Annotated in this window: 15 protein-coding genes; 6 read left to right on the top strand and 9 right to left on the bottom strand. The window is 56.0% G+C overall.

Annotated features, from left to right (window positions below; all coding sequences use genetic code 11):
- Positions 1-3: 3 nt before the first annotated feature.
- The 3 genes from ACZ3HH_RS00340 to ACZ3HH_RS00330 all read right to left on the bottom strand — a co-directional run bounded on the left by ACZ3HH_RS00340 (position 4) and on the right by ACZ3HH_RS00330 (position 2,504).
- Positions 4-657 carry a hydrolase gene (locus ACZ3HH_RS00340; RefSeq protein WP_030130686.1) on the bottom strand — a complete coding sequence of 218 codons (654 nt, stop codon included), beginning with the start codon at positions 655-657 and terminating at the stop codon, positions 4-6.
- A 447-nt stretch (positions 658-1,104) separates the two neighbouring features.
- Positions 1,105-1,467 carry a response regulator transcription factor gene (locus ACZ3HH_RS00335; protein ID WP_465802719.1) on the bottom strand — a complete coding sequence of 121 codons (363 nt, stop codon included), beginning with the start codon at positions 1,465-1,467 and terminating at the stop codon, positions 1,105-1,107.
- Between the two features lie 44 nt (positions 1,468-1,511).
- Positions 1,512-2,504: a response regulator gene (locus tag ACZ3HH_RS00330; protein ID WP_465802092.1), complete on the bottom strand. Its 993-nt coding sequence runs from the start codon at positions 2,502-2,504 to the stop codon at positions 1,512-1,514.
- Between the two features lie 353 nt (positions 2,505-2,857).
- Here ACZ3HH_RS00330 and ACZ3HH_RS00325 point away from each other — a divergent pair, with 353 nt between their 5' ends.
- Positions 2,858-7,909: a trifunctional serine/threonine-protein kinase/ATP-binding protein/sensor histidine kinase gene (locus ACZ3HH_RS00325; RefSeq protein ID WP_465802718.1), complete on the top strand. Its 5,052-nt coding sequence runs from the start codon at positions 2,858-2,860 to the stop codon at positions 7,907-7,909.
- A gap of 56 nt (positions 7,910-7,965) precedes the next feature.
- Here the strand turns inward: ACZ3HH_RS00325 and ACZ3HH_RS00320 are convergent, their stop codons facing one another.
- The 6 genes from ACZ3HH_RS00320 to ACZ3HH_RS00295 form a co-directional block, all read right to left on the bottom strand.
- Positions 7,966-8,463, bottom strand: a complete 498-nt coding sequence (locus tag ACZ3HH_RS00320) for a helix-turn-helix domain-containing protein (RefSeq protein ID WP_465802091.1) — start codon at positions 8,461-8,463, stop codon at positions 7,966-7,968.
- A gap of 187 nt (positions 8,464-8,650) precedes the next feature.
- Entirely contained in the window at positions 8,651-9,589 is a 939-nt protein-coding gene (locus ACZ3HH_RS00315) for a carbohydrate kinase family protein (protein WP_465802717.1), read from the bottom strand.
- 130 nt (positions 9,590-9,719) lie between these two features.
- A complete protein-coding gene (locus tag ACZ3HH_RS00310) occupies positions 9,720-10,358 on the bottom strand; it encodes a nucleoside/nucleotide kinase family protein (RefSeq protein ID WP_465802089.1) in 639 nt (212 codons plus the stop codon).
- A 165-nt stretch (positions 10,359-10,523) separates the two neighbouring features.
- Positions 10,524-11,450 carry an ABC transporter substrate-binding protein gene (locus ACZ3HH_RS00305; RefSeq protein ID WP_465802087.1) on the bottom strand — a complete coding sequence of 309 codons (927 nt, stop codon included), beginning with the start codon at positions 11,448-11,450 and terminating at the stop codon, positions 10,524-10,526.
- Between the two features lie 45 nt (positions 11,451-11,495).
- Positions 11,496-12,518 (bottom strand): ABC transporter permease subunit, encoded by a 1,023-nt coding sequence (locus ACZ3HH_RS00300; protein ID WP_465802086.1) that lies wholly within the window; start codon positions 12,516-12,518, stop codon positions 11,496-11,498.
- The gene (locus ACZ3HH_RS00295; RefSeq protein WP_465802085.1) at positions 12,515-14,074 is read right to left on the bottom strand and encodes a sugar ABC transporter ATP-binding protein; all 1,560 of its coding nucleotides are present in this window, start codon (positions 14,072-14,074) and stop codon (positions 12,515-12,517) included. Before ACZ3HH_RS00295 ends, ACZ3HH_RS00300 begins: the two co-directional genes overlap by 4 nt.
- 517 nt (positions 14,075-14,591) lie before the next feature.
- On the opposite strand from ACZ3HH_RS00295, the gene ACZ3HH_RS00290 reads away from it, so the two are divergent.
- From ACZ3HH_RS00290 to ACZ3HH_RS00270, 5 genes are all read left to right on the top strand, one after another.
- Positions 14,592-15,602: a LacI family DNA-binding transcriptional regulator gene (locus ACZ3HH_RS00290; protein ID WP_008073818.1), complete on the top strand. Its 1,011-nt coding sequence runs from the start codon at positions 14,592-14,594 to the stop codon at positions 15,600-15,602.
- A gap of 333 nt (positions 15,603-15,935) precedes the next feature.
- Positions 15,936-17,600: a glucose-6-phosphate isomerase gene (gene pgi / locus ACZ3HH_RS00285; RefSeq protein WP_465802084.1), complete on the top strand. Its 1,665-nt coding sequence runs from the start codon at positions 15,936-15,938 to the stop codon at positions 17,598-17,600.
- A gap of 239 nt (positions 17,601-17,839) precedes the next feature.
- Positions 17,840-19,066, top strand: coding sequence for a carbohydrate porin (locus ACZ3HH_RS00280; protein ID WP_465802083.1), 1,227 nt, complete (start codon positions 17,840-17,842; stop codon positions 19,064-19,066).
- 665 nt (positions 19,067-19,731) lie between these two features.
- Positions 19,732-20,751: a substrate-binding domain-containing protein gene (locus tag ACZ3HH_RS00275; protein WP_465802716.1), complete on the top strand. Its 1,020-nt coding sequence runs from the start codon at positions 19,732-19,734 to the stop codon at positions 20,749-20,751.
- Positions 20,739-23,756, top strand: coding sequence for an EAL domain-containing protein (locus tag ACZ3HH_RS00270; protein ID WP_465802082.1), 3,018 nt, complete (start codon positions 20,739-20,741; stop codon positions 23,754-23,756). Before ACZ3HH_RS00275 ends, ACZ3HH_RS00270 begins: the two co-directional genes overlap by 13 nt.
- Positions 23,757-23,763 lie beyond the last annotated feature (7 nt).

Raw genomic sequence — 23,763 nt, 5'->3', positions numbered from 1 at the left:
CGCTCAATGGCCTTCAGAGGCGTGGAACATGGTTTTGGCGTAGATCAGACCCAGGCCGTAGGCGCCGCCATTGGCGATCGAGGTCTTGACGGTTTCCTCGTAGGTTTCAGTACGAGCCCAGTCACGTTGGAGCTCCAGCAGGTATTGCAACGCCGTCATCGGGCGGGCGCCGATCTGGATCATGCGTTGCACGGCCATTTCATGGGCTTCGATGGAGACATCGCCGCAGGCATCGGCGATGAAGTAGACCTCAAATCCTTGGTCGATAGCTGACAGCGCCGGGCCGACGATGCACACGGAGGTCCACAGACCGGCGAGGACGATTTTCTGTTTGCCGAAGGCGTTCACTTCGACGGCGATGCGTTCGTCTTCCCAGGTGTTCATGCTGGTGCGGTCGATCACTTTGTGGTCCGGAAACACCGACTTGATTTCGTCGAAGATCGGGCCGGAGAAGCTTTTTTCGGCAACGGTGGTGAGGATGGTCGATACCTCGAAGCCCCGGGCGGCCTTGGCTACCAGCGCGGCGTTGTTACGCAGGGTGACGGCATCGATCGACTTGGTCGCGAAGGACATTTGCGACTGATGGTCGATCATGATCAGGGTGTGGTCAGTTGGGGTAAGAAGGGTTTTGCCTGGAGCTGCTTTTGCGAGAGCCATGATATTTTTCCTTACGTATTGACTGAGGGTTACTTGGGTTGCTCGACGACGTGTGCCGTTGATTGATGAAAAAAATCATCGGGTTTTTCGTGGAATCAGTCGCCAAGGTTTTACGGCAGGCGAGCAACTGCACCTGACCCGCGCCGCCGCCCACAAGACGACGGGCTGGAGGAGCCGTCGCCTCATTGGTCAAGTCGAGGAAATTGTCACGCATCCCACATGGCGGGGATTGAACGGTTGTGCTGAATTTTTGGATGTTTGTGCGATAGCGGGCGGTTTTCGATAGGGCAGCGGTCTGACGCCAGTTTATGGCGTCACTTGATGATTGCCGGGGAGGGAAAATGATTCAGGAAATGGCAAGGACAGGATTGGAGGCGACGATTTTCAGATTGAGCGTTTGACTCAGCGCATTTCTCGCAACCCCCATGTCACGGTCGCAGGGCAGGCCTATTTCGGTTGAAGCGCAATCTCGATAGCCGTCAATAACGCGTCGCCGCTGAAGGGTTTACGCAGACATTCGTTGGCGCCGTAGCGGCTGGATTCGGTCAGTGTCGCTTCATCCCAGTATGCCGACATGCATATCACCGGAAATTTTCTGTCCAGGAGTGCAAGCGCTTGCATGACCTCTATTCCCGAGAGACCCTTCATTTTCAGATCCAGCAGCAGACAGGCGACGTCATCAAAGTTGTCGAGAGTCAGGAATTCCTCTCCCGAGGCGAATACCCGACAGCGGTAGCCAGCCGACCGGAGCAGGTTGGCCAGGCTTTTGCGCACGGACGCATCGTCGTCCACGATGCAGACGATGATCATGACGTTGCCGGATGATCCGGGGGCGGCGCAGCCAGTGCCGATAGTCATGAAGACCCCTGCATGACTGACGCCGCTTCCGCGCTGATCAAGCCATACAGGCTGACCAGGCTGACCAGCGAGCGCGTCTGCATCTTCTCCATGATGTGTTTTCGGTGGACCTTGGCGGTGACTTCACTGGTGCCCAAGCGGTTGGCGATGTGCTTGTTGGACAGCCCCGCGACGATTAGCGGCAGCACTTCGCGCTCACGGGGTGTCAACAGGGCTGCCCTTTGACGGGCGCTCTGAATGCGTTGCCATTGCTCGAACGACTTCGCTGCACGCTGACGGGTGGTGCGCAGGATGCCCAGCAATTGGTCGTCATTAAAAGGTTTGGTCAGGAATTCGACCGCTCCCGCTTTCATGGCCTGCACCGACATTGGAATGGTGCCGAAACCGGTCATGAAAATGACTGGCCACGGATGCCCGCGTTGTCCGAGCGCCGATTGCAGTTCCAGCCCTGTCGCCTCGGGCAGGCTTATGTCCAGCAACAGGCAAGCGGGGCCGATGTCGAGGTCAGCGCCAAGCAACTCCTCCGCCGAGGCAAATATCCGGTGCGCGATGTCTTCGGCTCGCAGCAGTCGGCTTAGCGCTGTGCGCACGGAGGCTTCATCGTCCACGATGAACACCGGCACGCTGTCAGGATCGATCCTCTGCTGATCCTCGGACGCCAAAGGGCCCAGCGCTGTCGGATGGAACAGGGGCAGGGACGGTTCACGTTCTTTCAATAATCGGTAACCTCGGCGCGGGACTGTCTGGATGAGCTCTTTTTCTCCGAGCAATTTTCGCAGCGAGGAAATCTGCACCTGCAGATTGTTTTCCTCGACGACGGTGTCAGGCCAGACCTGTGTGATCAATTCATCTTTGCTGACGATCCGGCCATCGGCCTGCATCAGCACCGAGAGGATTTCGAACGCCCGGCCCCCGACACGCAGCGGTCGTCCATTAAGAAAGGCTTCACGCCGTTCCAGGGAAATAGTGGCTTGGCCGAGTCGGATCATACGTTCCTCTGCACAGCGTTGACGGGAGTGACGCCGGAACGTCGTTTTATCAGGGCTACACGCTAGGGGACGGCCCGACATATTGCAATTATCCCGAGGGATAACACGCGATGATTTTCAGGTGCGCAAACCACCGGCAGTGGGGCCTCTCAACGGCCATCCTGATGCCGATTACGGACAAGATGGTTCGCCCGCAGGCATCTGGCCAGAGCGGTGCGTATACTCTCGAGGCTCAGCCAGAAACGAATTTTCAGCGGTGATTGTTCATGCCCAGCAGTCCTCTCTCAGCATCCGGTCGCCACAGTCTTGATGTCGTACACGATGAAGCCTGGCTGGAACGTTGCACCTTCATCATGCTGCGCCGGGAAAACGATCTGACCTGGTTTACGCTTCAGGATCCGCAATCTGGAACCTCCTGGCTCGCCGCCCGGGCGCCGATTCAGCGGCCTGCGACATGCCAGCGGCTGGAGCGCGATTTTCACCGGGGCCTGGATCCGGCCTGGGCGATTGCGCCAGTCGCGTTCATCCGCTCGGCCGAGGGGCCTTTGTTGATCTATCCCTCGTCGGGGACGCCGCTGACGGATCTGATCAGTGATACAGGGCTGCCACTGGGGCGAATGCTGGCCATCGCCGTAGCGGCGGCCAATGCGCTTTCATGTGCGCAGAAAGTGGGCGTGCGACATGCCTATCTGCAACCCCACCACCTGATGGTGGATGCCGCCAATTCGGTCAAGCTCCTGGGTTTTCACAGCCATTGCGGGGAGGCGTCCGCGCAATTGCCTGGCCTGGAACAATGGCCGTATCTGGCCCCCGAGCAGGTACGGCGCGATGCCGCCAGTTTTGACGCGCGCAGTGATGTGTACGCCCTGTCTGTGATTCTTTATCAAGCGTTGACCGGCAATCTGCCGCTCACCGCCCGAGACCCGTCCCAATGGCTGCACGTGCATGCTGCCGTCCAACCGCAATCACCGGCGATTCATGTCGCCGATCTGCCGGAAGGCATCTGCCGATTGCTGTTCAAAGGCTTGGCGAAAGAGCCGGGTGCCCGCTATCAGAGCGCCGCATCGATGGCCGCGGATCTGGCCTGGTGCCAACAGCAATGGCTGGAGCATGGGCGCATCGAAGCGTTTCGGCTGGGCGCTTTCGATGCGTTGCCTTCCGTGGCCCGCAGCGGTGCGCTGTTCGGTCGAGACAGTGAGCGCGCGCAGTTGGTTGAACTGCTGCATCAGGTACGCAGCGATGGCATCGCCCGGGTCCTGCTGGTCGGTGGCGCGCCGGGCGCCGGCAAGTCGACGCTGATCCATCAGGGTGTCCGCCCCCTGGCGCCCGGCTACTGGGGCAGCGGCAAGAGCAATCTGCTGCAGCAGGAAACTCCCTACGCACCATTGTCGGAAATTATCAGATCGCTGATGACCCAGTTGCTGGGCAAGCCGGCTTTGGAGCTGGAGACGCTTGGCGAACAACTGGTCGAACGGCTTAAGGGGCGGGGCAGGGTCCTGGTGGAGCTGGCGCCCGAGGCTGAACTGGTCATCGGTGTCACGCCTGAGTTGCCGAACATGCCGGCGCGGCATGCGCTCGATCGCGCCAACCGCACCCTGCTCGATGTATTGGAAGTCTTCGCTCAGCCGGGAAGACCCTTGGTGCTGTTCGTGGATGATGTGCAGTGGGCGGACGATTCGACCCTCTCGTTCCTTCAGGCCTTCGTCGATCGGCGGCCCAGGCATCTGCTCCTGTTCCTGGCGTACCGCGAGGCCGAGTCGCAGGCTCTCGAGCGTGAGGGCGGATTGCTGGAGGTGCTCGGCCGTGGGCAATCGGTGCCCTGTACACGCGTCATGCTGGGTCCATTGTCGGAGCCCGCGGTCGCTGAACTGATCGCCGCTGAACTGGACACTGGCACCGCGGGTATTGAAGCGCTCGCACAAGTCGTGCACTACAAGACGGCCGGCAACCCTCTTTTCGTCCGTCAGGTGTTGCGGGCGTTGATCGATGAGCGTCTAGTGCGCTTCGACGTGCTGAGTCGCCGCTGGGTCTGGAGCCAGGAGGAGGTGGATAGTTATCGCTATGCGGACAATGTCGCCGACTTGATGGTGCAGCGACTCGAACGGCTGTCTTCGATGGAGCGCGAAGTGATGCGCACGGCCGGATATGTCGGCGGGCGCTGTGACGAATCGCTGCTGCACCAGCTAGTGCCATGTGAGCCGCACCAAATCAGCATCGATGTGCAAAGCCTGGTCGATGCGGGATTATTGCTGCGCGAGCGCGAGCAACTGGTGTTTCCCCACGACCGTGTACTAGAGGCAGCCTGCCAGCTTCCAGCACAGTCGGGACGCGCCGCCGAGCATGCCCGTATCGCCGGCGCCATGCTGGATCAGTGGGGCGAGCAAATCCATGAGCGTGTGTTCGAAGTCGCCAGCCAGATCCAGCGTATTGACGTCGATACACTGGAGGAATATCGCCGTACCGCGTTCGTTGAACTGTTGGTCGAAGCCGCCGAGCGCGCGAGGGATACCGCTGCCGTCGAGCAGGCCGTGGGTTTTCTGCGCACTGCCGAGAATTTGCTCGGCCAGTCGGGTTGGTCCGACCTCTACACCCAAACGTTCGCTACCCAATGGCTGGCTGCCGAGTGCGACATGCTTCTGGCCGATCTGGCCGGCGCCCAGCGACGCCTCGATGATTGCCTGACCCACGCCACCACAGTGCTCGACCGCGCGAAGACCTATCGGTTACGAGCCACCTTGCGCACGCTGCACTCCGATTACGAAGGGGCGATCACCGAGGCGCTGAATGGTCTGACCCTGTTGGACATTCCCCTGCAGCGCAAGCCCTCGCAGGAACAACTGACCCTGGCGTTTTCCCAGGTGCGCACACTCGTCGGCACACGTCAGATCGCTGATCTGGTGCATTTACCCAAAGCGAATGACCCGTTTGTCGAAGCGGCCATGGAATTGCTCAGCACGCTGACTTCTTCGTTCTTCGTCAACGACGGTATTCGTTTGTTGCATCTGGCGAAAATGGTTGAACTTACACTGCTGCATGGCACGACGCCGGGCAGCGGTTACGGGTTTGCCTGGTTTGGCGTGATGATTGCCGAACGCTACGGCGAATATGTGGACGGACAAGCCTTTGCTGAATTAGCGCTTGAGCTCACCGACAAGCATGGCTATGAAGCAGGGCGCACAGGCACGCTGGTAGCGCTCGATCAAGTCAGCCCGTGGACCCGACCGATGGCCTACGCTCGACAGAAGGCGTTCGCCGCATTCGAATGCGGCCAGGCCGGTGGCGACCTGGGCATGTCCTGCTATGCCTGCAACCACATCGGCTCCGACCTGCTGTTCATGGGCGAACCCTTGCAAGGAGTGTTGAACGAACTGGATCAGGGTCTGGCCTGGGTGCGGCAATTTCATTACATCGATATTGAACGCATCCTGCTGGCGCAACAGGCGTTCGCTACCGATCTGCGCGACGGGCGTGCGCAACGGCCGCTGGCCGAACTGGACGGCACGGAGCATGACAGGTTCGGCCCCATCGATCGCCGCAGCGTGTCGCAACCGACACTGTTCTATTTGTGGCTGTATTCCGGCATGTCCGCGTTTCATTTCGGTGATATCCCTTACGCATTGCGACGTTTCGAAGAAGCTGCCGCGCTGGCCTGGTCCATTCCGGCGCATATCAATCTCGCGGATTACTACCTGTTCTACAGTTTGGCGCTGGGCAGTGCGCAGGCGCCCGGCGAGGTGGTCGAAAAGCTGCAAAAGCTCGAGCAGCAACGTCAGCGGTTTCAGTCATGGGTCGAGCTCAACCCGACGACCTTCCGCAGCAAACTGCTGCTGATCGAAGGGGTGATTGCCCGTTTGCGCGGTCAGGAGCTGGTGGCCATCCGTTGCTTCGATCAGTCGCAGATCGCCGCAACGGCGGCTGGCTTCATCCATGAGCAGGCGCTGGCCCACGAACAGCTGGCCGATATCTGTTTACCGAACGGACTGGTGTCTGGCGCCAACCACCATCTGCGCGTCGCGCGCGACTGCTACAACCTGTGGGGCGCCGGCGGCAAGGCACGTCAGCTGGAGGCCTTGCATCCGTTTCTGAAGGCGGAGTCGTCATTCGACTCGGCCCGGCCCGTGACCCAGGTCCGGCTCGATCTTGAAGTGGGGATCGAGGCGGCGCGTGCGCTTTCGCAGGAGGTGTTGCTCGAACGTCTGGTCGAAACCCTGATGAATCACCTGATGATTCAGGCCGGCGCCGACAATGGCGTGCTGATGATCGTCATCGGTGCCGAACTGCAACTGGCGGCGACGGCCTCTGTCGAGGCCGGCAACGTGCGGGTCGCACTGGACGCCGGGCAACCGCTCGAACAGTTGGCGCCGACCTCGGTACTCAACGCGACCATGCGCACGCGCATACCTCTGGTACTCGATGATGCCGGGGCCGATTGTCCCGAGGCCTATAGCGCCGATCTGCAACGGCGCCAGACGCGTTCCATGTTGTGCCTGCCGTTGCTCAAACAAGGTACGTTGATCGGTCTGGTTTATCTGGAGAACAGTCTCGTCCCTAATCTGTTCAGCGCCGAGCGCCTGACCATGCTGGAAATTCTCGCCTCCCAGGCCGCCGTGTCACTGCAAACCGCCCGGCTGTATGCGCGGCTGGTCGAGGACAACCAGCTGCGCGCGCAGATGGAAGCGGACTTGCGCAGCTCCCGGGCTGAACTGGCGCGTAGCTCGCACCTCAAGGTCATGGGTGAGCTTTCGGCTTCGATTGCCCATGAAATCAGCCAGCCGCTGCTGGGTATTTTGTCCAACGCCTCGGCCAGCCTGCGCTGGCTCAAGCGTGATCAGCCCGATCTGGAAGAAGCCATTCAGGGGCTCGAAGACATCCGCTCGGACAGCGCCCGCGCCGCGGACATTGTCCAGGCGCTTCGCGCGCTCGCCAAACAAGCGCCGTTGCAACGGCTGCCGGTGCAGGTCGACGATTTGATTGGCGAGGTCGTGCGCCTGATCGCCACCGACCTGGCGAACCGCAACGTACGACTGCAAACCCGGCTCGATGCGCAATGCCCTGTGTGGGTCGATGCGGTGCAGATCCAACAGGTGGTGTTCAATCTCATCACCAATGCGCTGGAGGCCATCGCCGAAGCCGCAATCACGAATGGGTGTCTCATCATCGGCTCTTCGATCAAGGACGATCATGTCCAGGTCTGCTTTCAGGACAACGGACCGGGAATTGGCGCGCAACAGCGCGAGCAGATTTTCGATGCGTTCTACACCACCAAAGGCAGCGGCATGGGTATGGGGCTGGCCATTTGCAGGTCGGTGATCGGCGCGCACGGCGGGACGCTGGTCGTTCAGGACAGCGAGCAGGGTGCCAGGATCTGCTTCAACCTGCCGCTCGCGCCGGCCAGCGCCGTATAAAAAAGGGCCGCATGAGCGGCCAAAGGGAGGAGTTCATTTTGTCGACCTCGATCAGTTCACACGTGCAGCTCCTGCACGCGCGACTGTCCCATGCCGTCGACCAGACTATCGCGAATTCTCCAATCGGATATGTCCCGATCGATCACTGACGGCTGGGGAAGATGGCTCGTTGCACAATCAAAGGCCCGACGCCATGCCTTGGGCGTCATCCCTTCCAGACGGCTGAAGGTGCGGGTGAAATGCGAGTGGTCCGCGAAACCGCATTCATAGACGACATCGGTGATCGGCATCGAGGTGATTAGCAGGCTTTTGGCTTTTTCGATTTTCATCCTCACTAACCAGCCTTGCGGCGAGTAGCCGGTAACCTTTTTGAATGCCCGGGAAAAATGGCTACGGGACAGGTTGCAACGTTCGGCAATCTCGCTGATGCGAATGCAGCTGCCCATTTCACGGAGCATCAGCTCCTTGGCGCGGCGCTCCTGCCAGCCGGACAGGGCGCCCAACGGTCGGACAAGGGTGCATGGATGGTTTGAATTCACCGATTGCGGGTTCATGGCGGCTCTCCTGATCGTTCAGGAAAGTCTGTCCCTCGGCGATATTTAAAGTCCTTAAGCAAACCTTAAGAGTTATGAAACGCTGCCCCCGCTATCTATCTATCTGACGGCTCGGATTGTTGAGCCGTCCAGTACCCGACTTGCTCGCGAAAACTGCAATGCCCGCGATACAGATCCTGACCAGATATCAACCCAACTGATGCCGATAAGGCAAGTCCGGCCCGGTCTTGCCGCAGGTCAGGGCAGCGGCGCTGACGGCGAAGGTGAGCATCGCGTCGATCTGTTCGCGACTCAAGCGCTGCAAGCCCTCCACCGAATCCAGCTGCTGCTCGGTCAGCCAGGCGATCAACGCCGCCTGGAAGGTGTCGCCGGCGCCCACGGTATCAGCCATCACCACCGCGCAGGCCGGCGCCGACCAGCTGCCATGGCGGCGGCTGAATACCGTTGCTCCCTGGCCGCCACGGGTGAGGAATACCAGCTGGCAGCGGTGTTCCAGCCAGCCATGGATCACGCTTTGCGGATCACGCTCGGGGTAGAGCAGGTTCAGGTCCTCGTCGCTGACCTTGATCAGATCGGCATGCTCGACCAGAGTGCTGATGCGTTCGCGCCACAGTTCGATATTCGGTTCTGGATTGAGTCGCACGTTGGGGTCGAGGCTGATCAGGCGTTTGCCGCTTTCCCGTCGGACCAAGGCCAACAGGGTGTCGGCAATCGGCTGCACCACCAGCGAGAACGAGCCAATATGCAACCCACGCACCTCAGCGCCTAACTCAGGTAAATGCCCCGGCAACAGCTGGCGATCGGCACAGCCTTCGCCTCGGAAGCTGTAATGCGGCGAGCCGTCGGCACCGACGGCGACCATCGCCAGGGTGGTCGGTGCGTCGAAGTCCTGCAGGTAGTCCGGGCGCACGCCTTCCTCCTGCAGCACTTGCTGTAAACGCCGGCCGAGGTAGTCGCTGGACAGCCCGGCGAACAGCGCCACGTCGATGCCCAGACGGCGCAAGCCGATGGCAACGTTGAACGGCGAACCACCGGCAATCGCTTTGTAATTCACTTTTGAAGCTTGAGCGTTGGCGTCGTTTTCACTGAAAAAATCGAACAGCGCTTCGCCGCATACCAGATACATAGTCATTCGCTCCTTGAAGGTTCGCTATAAGTTGTTGATAGCGTTAGTAGGCCTGTTAGCCGTAAAAAGCTAGCCAAGCAAAGCGCTTGGTTAACGCGTGATTCTTTCTCAAAAGAGAGGAAGTGGGATCTTAATTTGCGATCGTGAAGTCAGCGATATTGCTGGCCGAAATCACAATGTCGGCATTCGGAAGGTCGTTGCGATGAACTTTTTCATAGCAAGTAGACTCATCGAAACCCAATGATCGCCATCGATCAAGCAGGCGCGCTTCCAGGGTTTTGCGGTCAGCCTGCAGCATGATGGTGGCGTCAAAACAGTCTCTTAAGGACGACCATGGGGCGAGGTCTAATAGAAGGTAGTTTCCTTCCACGATGAGATATTTCACGTCAGAGGGAATCAATTGTCCTGCAGCACGGGATATCTCCAGGATTCGATCGAATACCGGAACGGCAACCGCTGGTTCGTTGTTTGCACGAAGCCGTAGCAGCAGACTCCTGAAGCCACCCACATCGAATGTATCAGGTGAGCCCTTACGATCTAAAAGGTTCAAGGATCCAAGAACCGCGTCATCGTAATGAAAGCCATCCCCGGGAACGACAGCTGCGCTCCCCGGCATAACACTATTAAGAGCCTCTACCAAAGCCTGAGAGACGGTGGACTTACCGGCACCAGGCGGCCCCGCTAGCGCAACGACAATTCGATTACCAGACAGTGCCTTAACGTAGTTGAGCAGCTCTGTACTTACTATTGTGTCTGTGTTGGTAAACATGCCAAATCTCTCTTCAGCAGCCGTCGTTCAGGTTTTCCGTAGGTTCGCCCCTCTAGGGTTTTTCATGCCGTTCGGCTGCTGCGAGCATCTCGCAGCAGCCATTCCCCGCATTACAGAGGGTGGCTAGAGACCCTATGTCACTTGACTCAACCGCTTAGTGGTCGGTCAGTGGGCAGCTTGCCAGCCTTTGTACTCCATGACATTAGTCCGGGTTACAAGTGAAGGTTGAAGCAGTACCGTTGTGCTTTCCAAAGATTTGCCATTCAACAGGTCATAACCCATCGTTACGGCCTGTTGTGCCTGGCCCCAAGGGGATTGAGAGGCGGATGCCTGGATCTGTGTATCGCTTTTGAGGGCAGTCTCTATATCGGGAGCCCCATCCACCGATGCGATAATGATGCCTTTGCGCTTGAGTTGTTTTGCTGCCAGGTCTGCACCTATGGCCTGGGGATCATTGATCGCGAACACCGCGTCGACTTTTGCAAAGCGAGTCAAGTCGCCTTGCATCACGCTGTAGCCACCTTCGCGCGAGCCTTTGGCATCCTGATTATCAGACAGTATCTTGATGTCGGGTGCCTGTGCGAAAACACTCTTGCAGCCATTGACTCGGTCCAGGACTGCTGAAGTCTGCGTACCATTCTGGATAATAACGTTACCCTTGCCACCCAGCTTCTCAGAGATGTACTGACATACAATCCTGCCGGCTTCGACGTTATCGGTTTGTACCGTGGCGTTGGCACCTTGCACCATGACATCTACGCCCACAACCACTATGCCTGCCTTCCTTGCTTTCGCAATCGCAGGCGCGATTGCTACAGGGTCGACGGCGTTGACAAGAATCAAGTCTACGCCCGAAGAAATGAAGTTATCGATTTGAGTGAACTGCTTATTCAAATCGTAATCTGCCGACACTGAGATAAATTTTGCGGCTGGATTGATATGCAGTGCCTCGGCTTTGGCGCCATCTACCATCGCTACAAAATAAGGATTACCCAGCGAGCCAACAGTTATGCCGACGGATTTCAACTCTCGCGCTTGAGCGGTGCTAAATGCCAGTAGTGTACAAACAGCGGTAAATATTATTTTTTTCATGAGAACTGTCTCTTGTTATTGGAGTGTGGGGGGGTTATATACGATTCAGGTTCGTGCACCCGACTGCCGAAAGCGATCGAGGGCTACCGCTCCGATAATGACAACACCTTTGATAATGTATTGCCAGATATCCGAAACTCCCAGCAATATCAGGCCATTGGAAAGAGTAGCGATAATCAGGGCGCCAATTAGTGTGCCGACGATAGTGCCGACGCCTCCTGTAAAGCGCGTGCCTCCCAGAATAACGGCGGCGATAGCGTCGAGTTCATAAGACTGTCCCATTTGCAGTCCGTTAGCAGCCATCAGTCGAGCGGAAGTCATGATAGCCCCCACGCCCGCCAACAAACCGGATAGGGCATAAGTAAATAACAGGACTTTCCAGACTTTGATTCCCGACAACCGTGCGGCCTCAGGATTGCCGCCCACTGCGTAAATCTGTACGCCTAACACCGTACGTCGAAGAATAACCCACGAAAGAGTAACCACGACTACAGCGATTACAACCAGCCATGGCACCCCGAACAACGTATCGTTTCCAATGTAAGCAAAGGACAGTTCGGGATTGAAAACCGTTTTGTCTTCGCCGATGAGGCGTGCGATTCCACGCATCGCAGTCAAACCGCCTAGCGTGACTATAAATGCCGGTAGCTTTCCAAAAGCGACCAATACACCATTGACGAGCCCTAGCAGCAGTCCGACGCCAAGCCCCGCAGCGATGGCCAGGGGAGCAAAACCCGGAACTTGCGATACCAATAGCGCCACTACTGCGGAAACAGCCAGAATCGAACCAACCGAAAGATCGATTCCACCTGTTAAAATCACGAAAGTCAGACCTGACGCCAATACCACATTGATAGACGCTTGCTGACTGATGATTGAGAAATTCTGAACCGAGAAAAAGCTCTCGCTCATCAGGCCAAAGCCTACACAAAGGAGTAACAATACGGGCAGCATGCCCGCCACTCTCATCAGTTGGCGCATTTTATCCTGCGTGGAAGCTCCGGCGATGCTTCGTACACCAGGCGTGGTGAAGTCACTTGCTACTTTGCTTTGCAGTGGGGAAGTCATTGGACTAAGTCTCCGTTGGCTAGAGTCAACCTGTCGCTGCCTGTGGCAGACGCGATAATGGCTTCAGGTGTGATATCAAGACCGCTATGGCCACCGAGTTCGGTGACAAGTTTACCTTCACACATGACCAATACACGGTCGGCAATTCCAACGATCTCTGGTAGTTCACTTGAAATTATCACTACGCAAACGCCGGATGCTGCTAATGCATTGATGATTTTATATATTTCTGATTTAGCGCCAATGTCGACACCCGATGTAGGCTCGTCGAGGAACAATACTCTGGGCTTCATCTCCAGCAGACGAGCCAGCAAAACTTTTTGCTGGTTGCCTCCGGACAGCGCTCCAACATTGATACCTGAGGACGCTTTGATATTGAGTGCCTGGATTGCTTGTTCGGTACGTCCAGTTCCGGCCGTTCGGTCCACAAACCCCGCAAGTCGAGCATCACTTCCCACAACACATACATTGATATTGTCGTGGACACTCATGTCGAGAAAAAGGCCCAGTGCTTTGCGGTCTTCTGTCAGATAGACGATGCCTGCGTTACCTGCATCGCGAGGAGAGCGTATGACTACAACTTCGCCGTCCATTTCAATCTTTCCGCCTGAGTACGCATCGACGCCTGCGATTAATCGGGCAAGTTCGGTTCTCCCTGAGCCCACCAGTCCTGCAATCCCGAGAATTTCGCCGGCATACAGATCGAAACTGCAATCCTGAATTTTGAAGTCATCTGTAAGATTGCGAACACGTAGTATCGGTTGCTCGTAAGAGCACAAAGGACGCTCATGGGCGTAGAAGCCGGAAACATCGCGGCCAACCATCATCCGGACCAGGGTTTCAGCTGACAGCGTGACGCGATCCAGCGAACCAACGTAATGACCGTCCCGGAGCACCGAAACAAAATCGGACAATGCGTATATCTCGGCCATTCGATGGCTGATATAGATGATCGCGACGCCATCATCACGTAGCTGGCGAATCAATGTGAAAAGACTTTCGGTCTCTTTTGTGGATAGCGGCGTTGTAGGCTCGTCCATCACCAGAATTCGCGTATCGGCATGAATTGCACGCGCGATTTCAACAAGTTGTTGGTCCGCAATCGACAAGGTGCCGACCAGTGCGTGCGGATCAAATGTGACGCCAAGTCGCTTTAGTACTATGAGCGCGCCTTCGGTCATTGCCTTGCGGTTTATAACTCCGCATCGACGAATCTCTCTACCCAGGTAGATGTTCTCCACCACGCTCATATTTGCGCACAAGCTGAGCTCTTGATAGATGACCGATATGCCATGGCGCTTCGCATCATTCACGCCATAGTTTCGAATATCACATCCGTCGATTCGTATAGTGCCACTGTCGGCGACATAGGCCCCCGATAGTATTTTCATCAGAGTGGATTTTCCGGCGCCGTTTTCGCCCATTAGCGCGTGGATTTGTCCAGGGAAAATACTGAGGTCAATGTCATGCAGGACGCGCACCCCATTGAACGACTTCGAGATGGAATGCATTTCCAATAGGGCAGGAGGGGGGCTTTCAGATCCAGTGCTCAGCATAGCTGTTAACTCCTTATCTACCGATTTGAGAAGCAGTTGAAACCTCTCATCGGTGTTCTTGTTTGAGCAACATAGTCGAAAGGAAAGCGCTTGCGCAAGCGCTTTCCTTTTCGTTCGAGGAATTCTCAAAAAAGCACTTTCACGTCCATCCCCTAGGGAAGCCCCGGTCAAAGAGAACATGAAAAGGATGTTAGAAAAGCGCTTGCGCAAGCGCTTTCGTCTCGGCTATGCTTTTTTCAACAAGCGCTGCTGCGTCCATCAATTGGTTCGCAGGATGATCGCTACGATAATAAAAAGGAGTGCCCGGCTATGCTGCATAGCGGATTCCACCATCTCGATTCACAGACTTCAGATGCGCTGCGCACCTCGCTGGGTCTTTCACGAAATTGCGGGTTCGTCCCGGCGTCAATTCCGAGAGCCATCGACGCATTTTCTCGCCGTGAGCTTTACAATAGGTAGCAACTGGACATGAGTTCAGCGCTATCCATCAAATCACGTGAGAAAGGAGTGATGCACATTGGGCGCAAAGATGAGCGATGTCGCGAGAGCCGCGAACGTATCTATGTCTACGGTATCTCATGTACTCAACGGTACTCGTAAAGTACATCCTGACACCGTCCGTAGCGTGAATCAGGCTGTAGAGTCCGTAGGCTATATTCGAAACTCACTCGCTCGGTCTCTGGCTCGTTCCTCTTCGGGTTCGGGTGCCATCGGTGTGGCGATTGCTACGCTTTCAAACTATTACTTCAGTGAAACAGTACGTGCCATCGAAGCGGCATGCGCGAAAAGCGGTTTGATGATGATACTGGTCAATACGCAAAGAGATCCGGAACAGGAACTCAAAGCGGTCAAGGCACTGCATGAGCGACGTGTTGACGGGATTGTACTCGCCTCGGAATATGATCCGGAAAATCGAGTATTTAATTACTTAAAAGCCAACAAGATACCCACGGTTCTCATCGATCGACTTCTCTCGACATCTTTCGATCAGGTGGGAGTAGAGAATAAGCACTCCTCTCAAGAATTGATTGCACATTTGATTAAGCTTGGTCATCGGCGTATCGGGATGGTATCCGGACGATTGACTCAGTCTTCTTCTCATGAGCGAATTGACGGCTACCGTGCGGCTTTAGCTGACGCTGGAATTGAGTACGAAGATCAATTGGTTTGCTGTGGTGAATCGGCAATTGCGCCGGCAATGGAAGCCACTCGCCGTTTGCTATCGCTAGAGCACCCGCCCACCGCAATAATGACTGCAAACAACTTGATGACCATTGGTGCAATGCAGGCCCTTCGTGAGGCGGGGCTTGAGGTGCCAAAGGATATCGCGCTGGTTGGCTTTGACGATTTCGACTGGGCGGATGCTTTTAGCCCAAGATTGACAGTTGTAGCGCAACCTCTCGAGGAACTCGGAGCCCAGGCTGTGAAGCTTTTATTGAAGCGTATCAAGCAACCTGAGGGTAGACGCCAGACTATTAGATTGAAACCCTCTTTAATCCAGCGAGATTCTTGCGGCGCTCCCAAATGACTGTACTCAGGGTTTCGTCCTGAGGATCTAGCGGCGCAGACGTGAATTATTTGGCTCTTGTCCACGTCTCGCCGCCTGGATAACTTTGAAACTAAATGACTGGCACCTGGTTTCAATTTGTCGTGCACGTATATGTATGTTTTCAGTGTTTTCTGCTTGAGTGTCCCACGTTCGGTTTTGTTTTTTCAGGTAATTGGTTGTAACTACAAAATGCAGAGCTTATTCCTGTGATGGCGCTTCTGCGTTCGCAGAATTACGAAATGCTTAAATTTGAATGGCAAGACAAGAGTCGATTGAGACGGCACAAGCCGTATTGGCGAAGAGGGGCTGGGCATGAATAACTACAACAAAACGAATGATGTGACTGCACTGCCGGCATGGCGCAATCTGCTCGACCATCGGGAGAGCATGAAAAATTTTAGTATGCGCGATGCCTTTCGAGATGACAGTAAACGCTTTCAAGACTTTTCCTTGGCGGGCTGCGGGCTTTTTTTGGATTACTCCAAAAACCTGATCACTCACGAAACGCGTTCATTGCTTGTAAACCTTGCTCGCGAGGCAGGCGTGGAACAGGCAGCGCATGCCATGTTCAGTGGAGAAAAAATCAACGGTTCCGAGGGACGTCCAGTGCTGCATACCGCGCTGCGGCGACCAGTGGGGGACGCTTTGATGGTCGATGGTCGCAACTTGATGCGCGATGTGCATGGCGCCCTGGCGCAGATGACTGACGTTGTGAGTCGTATCCATAACCATCTGTGGCGTGGTTACAACGACAAGATCATCACCGATGTCGTAAACATTGGTATTGGTGGCTCATTTCTGGGTCCGGAACTTGTCTCTGAGGCACTCGCGCCTTTTGCTCGGCATGGGGTGCGGTGCCATTATCTAGCTAACATCGACGGCAGTGAATTCCGAGAGGTTACAGCCGGACTGAACGTAGAAACAACGCTGTTCATCATCTCCAGCAAAACCTTCGGTACTCTTGAAACTTTAAAGAATGCACAAGCTTCTCGTAGCTGGTACTTGGCTAAGGGCGGGACGGAAGAGAAGCTATATCGCCATTTCATTGCTGTGACAAGTAATCGCCAGGCAGCGCTGGATTTCGGCATCCGTGAAGCAAACATTTTTCCTATGTGGGACTGGGTCGGTGGCCGTTACTCACTATGGTCTGCCATTGGCCTGCCGATTGCTCTGGCCATTGGCATCGCTAACTTCAAGGAACTGCTATCCGGCGCGTACGCGATGGATCAGCATTTCCTGAACGAACCATTGGAACAGAACCTTCCTGTTCTTTTGGCGGTACTCGGCGTTTGGTATCACAACTTTTGGGGTGCGCAAAGCTATGCTTTCTTGCCCTATGACCATTACCTGCGCAACTTCGTGAAGCATCTGCAGCAGATGGACATGGAGTCAAATGGCAAAAGTGTTCGTCATGACGGCACGTCAGTGTCCTGTAGCACGGGCCCAGTAATCTGGGGCGGTGTGGGGTGTAACGGACAGCACGCTTACCACCAGTTGCTGCATCAGGGAACGCCTCTGATTCCCGCTGACTTCATTGTGCCTGTGGTCAGCCACAATCCAGTGGCTGATCATCAGGAATGGCTGTACGCCAATTGCTTGTCTCAAAGCCAAGCGCTGATGTGGGGAAAAACCCGCGGTGAAGCTGAGGCAGAGCTAAAAGCCAAAGGCCTTTCATCCAGTGAGATTGAACGACTGGCGCCGCATAAAGTGATCCCCGGTAACCGGCCAAGCAATACAGTTGCTCTTGAGATCATCAATCCACATAGCCTTGGTGCGCTGATCGCCCTTTATGAGCACAAGGTCTTTGTCCAGGGCGTAATTTGGGGAGTCAACTCGTTTGATCAATGGGGCGTGGAACTGGGTAAGGAGCTTAGCAACAGCGTCCATAGCCTCCTGACGCGCTATGACGCGCAACCGGCTGATGATTCCTCGACGCAGGGTCTTATAGATTTCTTCCGAGGACGTCATCGGGGGTAGAGCCTCATAAGATTGGACGGAACTAATGCCTTATCGTTAGTTCGTCGTGGTCACTTTGCACTGCCTGGATTTTTCGCATGCTTTTGGTTCAGGTAATGCAGTGCCTTTTTTATTCGATTTAACTTGGTATTTCCCTGTCGGAAACCGGTGTGTGGAGTGAGTCGCGTATCTGAATCAAAAGCGTGCTGTTCGCGTTATCGGCCTTGTTCAATAAATATAAAAAACAAAAGGTGTTATGAATGAACGTTAAAACTCTCAGCGCAGTTCTGGGTGCGTCCTTTGCTGTCGGCTTTTTGCCCGTTGATGCGAATGCAACAGACTTCAGTGGGTATTTCAGAACCGGAGTAGGAGATTCGACTCAAGGAGGGAAACAGTCGTGTTTTCAGCTACCGGGCGCGCAATCCAAATACCGTCTTGGCAACGAATGTGAGCAATATCTGGAGCTGGATTTGCGTCAGGATCTGCTTTCACTGGACGACGGCTCGGTGGTCAGCGTGGAAGGCATGGCACAGTTTTATAACGAGTATGGCCATGAACCAAAATTTGACGGGGAGCACGGCTATACGCGGATGAGTCAGCTCTACGCTGAGTGGAGCAAGATGCCGGCATTGAATGGCGGTTCTTTCTGGGCGGGCCGTCGTTACTACAACCGAAACGACATCAATATTTCCGACTACTTCTACTGGAACCAAAGCTCAACGGGCTTTGGGTTCGATCAAGTCGCGTTGGGAGATCTAAAGTACAGCTACGTGCTCTCACGCAAGGACAACGTCTTCCAAAAGGATTTTGTCACCCGTCATGATGTGACCGTCAGCGGATTCAACACAAATCCCGGTGGCGAGGTTCAGCTGGGCGTCAGTTATCTGGACAAGCCGAGCCGCGAGAATGCTCATCAGGGCTGGTCGGTGGTGGCTCAGCACAAGCAGGTCGCGTTTCTCGGCGGAGTCAACAAGTTCGCTGTTCAATACGGCCGAGGGCCGGGCACCGCATTGGGCTACACCGGTGATACCACGTTGGATGAGAGCAACAAGAGTTGGCGGCTCGTGGAGTTTTTTGACTGGCAAATGACTCATGCTTTCAGTGGTCAAGTTGAATTGGTCTATCAAAAAGACACGCGCCCTGATGGTGATGATCAGAACTGGTTATCCATTGGTGTTCGGCCAATTTATGCGTTCACGGATCAGTTCAAGTTGATCACCGAAGTTGGGCGCGACCAGGTTGAAGCCCCAGACGGTACCCGAAAACTCACTAAGTACACCATCGCGCCTACTTGGTCACCGAAGGGCCCGGGATTCTGGGACAGGCCGGAATTTCGTCTGTATTACACCTACGCAACCTGGAACAAGGCTGCGCAACGCGCCGCTATCTTGCAATCTCCGGGATCGGCGTTGTCTGATACCGGTGCGTTTGGTACGGACCTGCACGGCTCCAACGTAGGGGTTCAGGTCGAGTATTGGTGGAAATAAACTCCTCAAATGACAAAGTCGCTACTGTGATTGTAACGCTCACGCAGTAGCGACTTTCGGCAGTGACCAGCGCGGGTCACTGCCCCTGATACAACAGCGTCAACGTGAAGGCGACCAAGAGGAAGGCTGAGATGTAATCTATCCACTTTAACCAAGAGGCGTTCAATCGCTTCACGACTGACGAACATGCTCCCGCCAAGCCCGCCCACCGAGATGGCCAGAATCCGGTGCGCTGAATGCAGGAACAAAAAGCGCTGCGGGTGCCGTTTGTTTTGCCTGGTGTTTATGCAAAGTCGAAGCCTTGTAAAACCACTCAATGTAGTCAACGATACAATTGGCCTTCGTCCCTTGTTTTGTGCCATGGACCTTGTCCCATTTCCTGAATGTTCAGGACTAAAGTTCGCGCACTTTACCCACAAAAGACCTGATGGCAGCAGAACCGACTATCCTTTCGGATAGTGAACGCAGCACTCTTGGCAAAAAGGGACGCCATGCCAGACTATGATCGCGCCATCGGCTTCAGACCCGGCATCGCATGCGGTGATCGAACCTGTCTGCTCCGGCCCTGGATACTCAGGTCCAGGCTACTCTGGATGGCTTCAATTACGGTTTTCTGTCTTTTCACGGCAACTCCTGGATACGCTGTCGAAAACGCCACGGTTACGGTGATTCAAGCGCAGGAAATCGTTTCCAGGGCCACCCTCGAAGCCGTTCGCTGGAGCGGCCCTGAATCCGGCCCGCAAGCGCTGCGGGGCAAGAGCATTGCCCTTGTCGCAGAAGATTTGCGTAACGGAGGAATTGTCGGTGTCGCGCAGGGCGCTCGCGAGGCAGCCAAGGCGATGGGCTGGACGCTGAAGATATTCGATGGCGCTGGATCATCGGCCGGGCGCGCAAAGGCCTTTTCCGATGCCTTGGCGGCGAAACCCGACGGCCTCATTTTGTGCGGCTCCGATGCTCTAGAGAACAACGCGGCGCTGATCCTCTTCGCCAACAGGGATGTGCCGGTGGTTGGTTGGCACGCCGGGGCACGCCCCGGGCCGATTGACGGCACGCCGGTGGCCATGAATGTCACGACCGACCCACTCGAAGTGGCTCGCCTCACGGCCATGGCGGCAGTGGCACAGTCAAACGGACGCGCAGGCGTGATCATCCTGACCGACTCCAAGTACAGCATCGCCATGGCGAAAGCCAAGGCCATGGAAAACGTCATTCGGGCCTGTCAGGAATGTACGTTGCTGGAAGTGCGCGATGTCGCGATCTCCGAAAGTGGCGAGAAGATGCCGGCGATCACCAAGGAGCTGCTTCAGCACTATGGAAAGCGCTGGACCCATACGCTGGCCATCAACGATATCTATTTCGACTACTCGATTGCCTCATTGACCAACGCCGCAGTACCCAGTGATGGCATCAGTCTGTTGTCTGCCGGTGATGGCAGCGCTTCGGCTTTCTTGCGCATACAGGCAAAAACCTACCAGACCGTCACCGTGGCCGAGCCGCTCAACCTACATGGCTGGCAAGTGATGGATGAATTGAACCGGCTGTTTGCAGGTCAGCCGGTGAGCGGCTTCGTAGCGCCGATTCACTTGGTCAATGCCGACAATATCGCCTTCGATGGCGGGAAGAAATTCCAGTACGACCCTGACAATGGCTATCGAGACATCTATCGCCACCAATGGAATCCCTGACATTGGACGTTACTTCCCGGCTCGGACGCCAGCTATTGCCGCGATCGCTTCGCGCACAGTTCACCCTGGCGTTTCTGACGCTGGCGCTGCTGATCCTGGCGGGTGGTGCAACTGCGGTCTACGCGTTGCGCACGTCAAATAGCGCCACCCGCCAGCTGACGGATGAACGACTGGTCCGCATGCAAGATGGGCAAGACATGCTGCAGCGTACCTTGCTGATCGAACGCCAGACCGATCAGCTTCTGACAACCCGCTCCTCCGATACCCTGCGTTCAAGCTATGCGGCGACCGTCGAACAGCTTGAAGCCCTTGATCAACTGGTGCAGCAGCTGACTGCCGCGAACAGTGGCGTGGCGATACTCGACATGCATCAGTCGAGTCAGATGTTCCGCAATACCGCCAACATCGTTGCGCAGCTGCGCGAAAGCCTGCTGCAAACCGAGGTCACCTTCGAGCAAACCCTGGAGGATTACACCACCCGGTTAACCGCGACTCAGACCCGGGCCAGCCTGGAACTGGCGGTGTTACTTTTCGATCTGCCGCAGGCTGTTGACAGTGATGCCGTGCAACGGCTGAGCGTCCGATATGAGCGCCTGTCACGCACCGCAGGCAAGTTACCCGACGATGTGCAGACGCCCGATCTCTTCTCCCTGCGCCTGAGACTCATCAATCAGCACAGCGTCATACAACGCTTCAATGAGGAACTGAAGAATGAAGCCGGGGTTCTGGTCGCGGTGGCCCGTGCGCAATCCAGTGCTTACACCGAAGACTATCGCGAAGCCGTGCAGCACCTGGTCCAGGCCTCAAATCGTAGCCAGCAATGGGTGCTGATCATGTTGGGCGCCAGCCTGGTGTTCGCCTGGTTTGTGACCCGGGTCTTCATGGGCCGTCACGTGCTCGTACGCCTGAATGAAATAAGCCGGCAATTGCGTCAGGAACGCACTGACAAAACGCATTTGATGATGGCAGAACATGGGAAGGACGAGATCGGCAACATGGCTCGCGCGGTGAATCAATTCCTCAAAGACCGACTTCAGCTGGAAAAAAGAACGGTCCAATTGAGTATCGCCACAGAACGGCTCGCGTTGCAAAACAGCCGATTAGAGCAAGAAGCCGTCATCCGTGCCGGACAAGGTCATGTCCTGGAGTTGATCGCCAGGAGCACCGAGCTTGCAGAAGTCCTCGACAGCCTGGCTCACCTGGTCGAGTCCCAACTGGAGGGGATGATGGTGTCCATCCTGGTGCTGGATGAGGATGGCAAGCACCTGCTGCACGGGGCTGCGCCCAGTTTGCCGAAAGCCTATAACCAGCTCATTGACGGGATTGCGATCGGTCCGAACGTCGGTTCATGCGGCACCGCGGTGTATCGACGAGAACCGGTCATCGTCACGGATATCGAGCAGGATCCGCTGTGGGAAGAGTACCGTTCAATCGCTGCGCCCTATGGATTTCGCGCCTGCTGGTCGACGCCGATTCTGTCCCATGAGCGAAAGGTACTGGGTACGTTTGCCTTGTATTCCAGCACCGTACGCAGCCCTAGTTCGACCGAGACGCGCCTGATCGACATGGCGACACCTCTTGCCGGCATTGCGATAGAACGCCAACTTACCGAAAAGCGCATTCGCTATATGGGTGACCATGACGCACTGACCGGGCTGCCGAATCGCACACTGCTCGAAGACCGTCTCAAGCAGGCAATACTTTATGCTCAGCGCTATAGCCGGCTGGTGACGGTGGTGTTTCTCGATCTGGACAAATTCAAACTGGTGAATGACAGCCTTGGGCACAGTGCTGGAGACGAACTGCTGAAAACCGTCGCCCAGCGCATGCTGGAGTGTGTGCGCCGCACCGACACCGTCGTGCGACTGGGTGGCGACGAGTTTGTGATCATCCTGTTCGACCAGCCCTCAGACCTCGACGGCGTTACTCTAGTCCTGCACAAAATCCAGGAAGCCATCCTGCGGCCGATTCAGCTCAGCGGACATACACTCCACGTCACCTGCAGCATGGGGTTGGCCACTTACCCTGCCGACGGCAGCGATACCGAGACGTTGCTCAGCAATGCGGACGCCGCCATGTACCGTGCCAAGGAGCTGGGTCGCAACAGTTACCAGTTCTATACGAGCGAGATGAATAATAAGGATCAGGGCAAGCTCGCCATGCAAGACGGGCTTCGAAACGCACTCAACCATGATGAGTTCCTGCTGCTATACCAGCCACAGGTGGATTTGCAGTCAGGTCAGATTATCGGCGTAGAGGCACTGATCCGCTGGCAGCATCCCGAGCTTGGCATGGTGTCTCCAATCAAATTCATTCCGCAGGCCGAAGAGACCGGGTTGATCGTGCCCATCGGCGACTGGGTGATTCATACCGCGTGCAGACAGAACAAGGCCTGGCAGGATGCGGGCTGGCCGCCGATCACCATGTCGGTGAATATTTCAGCACGCCAGTTCATCGAAAGGGACCTGATCGACCGGGTGATGCATGCCTTGCAAGAAACCGGACTGGACCCGATGTACCTTGAGTTGGAACTGACCGAAAGTCTGATCATGCAAGACCTTCAGCAAGCCATCAGCAAAATGAAGGAACTGCAATCAATGGGGATCAGTCTCTCGATCGACGATTTCGGCACCGGCTACTCCAGCCTCGCAGCATTGAAAAGCTTCCCGATCGCGAGACTCAAGATCGACCAGTCTTTCGTGCGTGATCTGCCCGACAACGAGAACGACAAAGCCATCGCCACCGCAGTGATTTCGTTGGGGCACAAACTGAACCTCAAGGTCATCGCCGAAGGTGTCGAAACCGAAGAGCAGCAAACCTTCCTGCGTGAAAACGGCTGCGATGAAATTCAGGGCCATTTTTTCAGCAGCGCGATCAGCTGCGATGAAATCAGTCTGTTACTGCGTACGTCCCGGTCGCCTCAACCGAGCCGTATTGCGAGCCCTGACCCGGTAAGGCGAAAACGCGATGAAAAACGCCCGAGCAGTCCAATACCCGGGCGTTAATGACTCA

Source organism: Pseudomonas sp. PME37.24/025, assembly GCF_055556615.1.
The sequence above is the reverse complement of the archived record's forward strand: the minus strand, read 5'-3'. Positions and strand labels throughout refer to the sequence as shown.